A 3,991-nucleotide genomic window follows, 5' to 3' on the forward strand; every position below is an offset into this window, starting at 1 on the left:
GTCGTGATGTCCTGGACAAGTCCCTTGGCGAAAAAGTCGTCGCCTTGCTTTCCGGTCAGATTAACGAAGTCGGCAACGCTGATGGACGGACGCCCAAGGCGCTGGCTGGACGGAACACCATTTGTCGACAGCACATTTGAAGCGTCGTCGGCGGCAAGCAACAGAGATTGCCAAAGCGCCCGCGTTTCAGGGCCGGCTTCGACGCCGAACTCCTTCTTCAGCATGCTTCTGCAAGCTTCGTATGTCCTGATTGCCCTGTCGCGTTGGCCACATGCGAGCAGCAATTCCATCTTGAGCCGATAGGATTCTTCCCGTGTCGGTTCCATGGTCAGAATACGATCGGCCAGGATCAGCCCGGCATCGGGGTCGACGAGACGGGCCAGTTTTTCGAAGGACTCAAGCGCGCGGCCGAGCAGCCTGTCGCGTTCCGATGTGATCCAGTCATCGAACGCATTGCTTCCCAGATAAAGCCCGTCGAGGAAGGGCCCGGTGTAGTTCGCCAAGGCCTTCGCCAGCTCCTGGGCGGAACGGGCCGAGAGACCCGTTTCGAACTTCTCCACGTCGACTTGAACCAGCTCTGGCCTCAGGGCGATCAACTCACCGCTGGAATGGATGAGATCCACCCCCTCTCGCGCCAGATCCTGGCGCAGGACACTGAGGGCCTGCCGAAGGCTGTTGCGCGAATGTTCAGCGTCGCTGTCGCCCCATAGGAGGTCAGCCAGCCTCTCCCGCGTCGCCGCCATGCCCGGACACCGGGCCAGATAGGCGATGATTGCCGGCCCTCGTTTCCCGGTCAGCCGAAGCGGGCCGGCCGTTTCATTTTCAATCCGGAAACCGCCGAAGAGTGAGATTCTATTTGCAGCGCCGCTGTCCTCACTTTGCATTTGCTATCCCAGCCTGACGAAATCCTAACTCAAAACTAACGCTTCGCAACAGTCGGCCTTCGCGCTCAAGCGCTGCCGTAACGGCAGGCTGTTTAGGCTTTGCTAAATTAAGGCGACCAAGTCAACGAAAGGCTTGGTTCGAGGGGGGCGCGTGTCCAGGACAAGAGCCAATTTGCTGCTGCTGTTTGCAGCCGCTTTGTGGGGCTTCGGCAATGTCTCGCAAAAGATGGTGCTTGTGCATCTCGACGCGCTGAGTGCTGTGGGTCTGCGATGCCTGATCGGCGGGCTGCTTGTGCTGCCCTTTGTCTTCATGGAGAAGCGGCTTCCGCTCGGGCCGGACTATTTTTCCAGCTTGGCCAAGGTGGGCGCGCTGTTTGCCATCTCCATCACGCTCCAGCAGCTTTGCTATCTCGGGGCCTCCGTCACCAATGCGAGCTTCCTGGTAAGCACGGCAACGGTAATGACACCGCTGGCCGCCTGGTTTCTCGTAGGCGAACGTCCGACAGCGAGTCTTACAATCGCCGCCGGATTGACCCTTGTTGGAGCCCTGCTGTTGTCGGATGGGATAGCCGGGTTCAGCAGTGGCGATCTTACCGCTGTCCTCTCGGCTGCCTGCTATGCGCTCTGGGCAGTCGAGCTGGGCCGGCACATGCAGGTGCATGCGCGGCCGTTCACCGCTGCCGCGACACAGTTCTTCGGCGCCGCAGCCTTCGCCCTGCCGCTCGGTGCAATGCAAGGCAATCTGTCGCTGGCCGCCGCATCCGCAGCCGGCCCGGAACTGGCCATCCTCGGCGTGTTCTCCACTGCGATTGCCTTCGGCATACAGACGGTTGCCCTCCGCTTTACGCCGGCCAGCCACGCCGCCGTGATCGTCAGCGCAGAAAGCGTTTTCGGGGCGCTGGGCGCGGCAATCTTTCTCGGCGAGCGGAGCTCGTCCGCGAGCGTCTTGGGTGCCGGCATCATCCTGGGTGCGATCCTGTCCGTTGCAATGTCGAACCGAGCGCTGCAGGCACGCACGTCCTTGCGAACCGCTTCGGTTCAATCCTTCGACGCGGCCCCTGCCTTTGCAACTGCGTCCGCAAATCGGGCGGGCGATCGTCATCCCAACAATTCAGGTCCAGTGGAGGAATGTGATGGCCCTTGCCGGTGATGCGAAACGTATTCCAGACCCGGCCGGACTTGTCGCGGGGGCGCAGTGATGGATGCGCGGACAATCCTTCTTCCGGTCGCACATTTGGTATCGGCGCTTCGCGCCCGCATGAAGGGACCGGGTGGCTACTACAACAGCGGCAATGCGCTCGGCCTCATTGTCGGTCTGGCGATCCAGATTGCCACCGCGCCGGTCGGCTTGCATGAGGGAAGCAGCGTCACCATGGCGGTGATCGAATATTTCGCTGGCAGCCATGGCACTGTTGCGCTGACCTTGACCACCCTGGTCTTCTTCTGGGGCGGCGAGGCCTATCACCGGGCCTGGGCAAGGCCGGATGCTCCCGATCCCGCCCTCAACCGTCTAGGCGACTTCCTGTCGGGCCTGGGTGCGATCGGGCTCGGCATTGCCCTGTTGCTGCTCGGCGATCCATTGCTTGCGGCGACCTCCGGCCTGCTGCATGCGCTGGGCAAATTCGGCAGCACCTTCCACAGGCCCGGCACGCCAATTCCGATCTGGCCGGCCGCTTGGCCCGATCCGTTCCGCAGTGCGGTGCTCGCCAGCCGGTTGCCGGCAATGCTGGCGACGACAGTGGCCCTCGCCCGCGCTTTGCCTGAGGTCTGGTGGAGCGGCTCCTTCGCGGCCCTCGCCATGCCACTGACCTTGCTCGGCTGTTATCTCTTGTGGACCAAGGCCGATCTGCTGCTCTTCGGCGTGGGCACCAAGGCCACCCGCCAGATTTCCACATGTTGAACCCGCTTTTTGAAACGACCGGATGTCGAGATGGAGAATGACATGTTTGGCAGTGTGTATCATCAGGACGCCGGCCCCCCATCCTTTCGCAAACTGGTGCGGGCGACAGGCTGGGGCAGTCTCCTGACGCCGGCCGGTTCAATCTCGAGAGTGACAGGAATACTTGCAGCTTCGCTGTTTTGGGGGGCCTCGGCCCATGCCGCGAACGTTGACGTCGCCATCGTGTTCGCGGTCGACTTTTCGTCATCCATCGATCCGAAGATCGCCGATATGCAACGCGAGGGACATGCCGCGGCACTCACCTCGCCAGAGATCATCGCCGCCATCAGCCGGAATTATATTGGTTGCATCGGCGTTGCCTATTTTGAGTGGTCGAGCCCCGGACACGCGCGCGTCGTGCTGCCGTGGACAAGCATCTGCGGACTGGAAGATGCCGAAGCGGCGGCTGCGGTGATCAGCAGGAAAGGCGATACCGGCTTCATCCGCAGAGGGCGTGGCGGAACATCCGTCTCCTCGGCTATCGACATCGGCAGTCTCCTGCTCGACCAGTTCCCGGGAAAGGCCGCAAAGAAAGTCATCGATATCTCCTCCAATGGCGAGAACAACGACGGGCTTCCCGTCCAGCCGAGCAGGTCGAACGCCATAGCCAAGGGATATACGATCAATGCCATCGCCATCCCGACGGAGGATGAGAATCCCGACCAACCTCTGGCATCCTATTTTGCCAAATCGGTCATTGGCGGTTCCCAGGCCTTCGTCATGACGCCGAAGGGGCCAGACGACTACACCATGGCGCTTCGCCGCAAGCTCGTGACTGAAGTAAGCATGAACGACGACCGTCCGCTGTGAAAGTGCGCCATGTAGGACGAACTTTCGAGGCCCCATCCCGGAGCGCATTGCACAACGAGATCCCCGCGCCGCTGCAGCGCGAGACCTTGTAGGACCGTCAGGACAACAGCCTATCGCCGCAATGCGTGCACGCTTGCCTTGCCTTCGCCGCCTACCGGCAAAGCCATGTCATCGTCGAGAAGGCGCGTGATGCGGGCAAAGCCGGTGAACGCTTTCCTTGCTTCCTCGGCCGACATCTGGCCCGACAAGGCGGCCGAGCAACAGTTCAGCGCGCACTGATAAACCGGACCGCGCCGTCCCGTTGGCCATTTCCGCAAGAACATCATGGCTTCGGCAACACTATCGATTTCTTCCGCAG

At 61.5% G+C, this 3,991-nt stretch carries 5 protein-coding genes; 3 read left to right on the forward strand and 2 right to left on the reverse strand.

What is annotated here, in order from left to right; translation table 11 throughout:
* On the reverse strand, nt 1–884 hold an 884-nt coding region (locus tag EN884_RS28345), incomplete at its 3' end, for a BTAD domain-containing putative transcriptional regulator (protein WP_206617658.1).
* Between the two features lie 151 nt (nt 885–1,035).
* Here EN884_RS28345 and EN884_RS28350 point away from each other — a divergent pair.
* Genes EN884_RS28350 through EN884_RS28360 form a run of 3 tightly spaced genes read left to right on the forward strand, consistent with a single transcriptional unit; the run spans nt 1,036 to nt 3,633 of the window.
* Complete coding sequence (locus EN884_RS28350) at nt 1,036–2,034, forward strand: DMT family transporter (protein WP_063167983.1); 999 nt, start codon at nt 1,036–1,038, stop codon at nt 2,032–2,034.
* Nucleotides 2,035–2,082: 48 nt separating this feature from the next.
* Nucleotides 2,083–2,784, forward strand: a complete 702-nt coding sequence (locus EN884_RS28355; RefSeq protein WP_127224125.1) for a hypothetical protein — start codon at nt 2,083–2,085, stop codon at nt 2,782–2,784.
* A gap of 42 nt (nt 2,785–2,826) precedes the next feature.
* Nucleotides 2,827–3,633 (forward strand): DUF1194 domain-containing protein, encoded by an 807-nt coding sequence (locus EN884_RS28360; RefSeq protein WP_063170236.1) that lies wholly within the window; start codon nt 2,827–2,829, stop codon nt 3,631–3,633.
* Nucleotides 3,634–3,743: 110 nt separating this feature from the next.
* Here the strand turns inward: EN884_RS28360 and EN884_RS28365 are convergent.
* The coding region (locus EN884_RS28365) for a DUF982 domain-containing protein (RefSeq protein WP_164895196.1) at nt 3,744–3,991 on the reverse strand (248 nt) is incomplete at its 5' end.

It is taken from the genome of Mesorhizobium sp. M7A.F.Ca.AU.001.01.1.1 (assembly GCF_004022735.1).
Classification (GTDB): domain Bacteria; phylum Pseudomonadota; class Alphaproteobacteria; order Rhizobiales; family Rhizobiaceae; genus Mesorhizobium; species Mesorhizobium ciceri.

Excerpts from the sequence above, each read along its gene's own strand:
- EN884_RS28355 (WP_127224125.1), top strand. The coding sequence starts at position 2,083 with ATGGATGCGCGGACAATCCTTCTTCCGGTCGCACATTTGGTATCGGCG.
- EN884_RS28360 (WP_063170236.1), top strand. The coding sequence starts at position 2,827 with ATGTTTGGCAGTGTGTATCATCAGGACGCCGGCCCCCCATCCTTTCGC.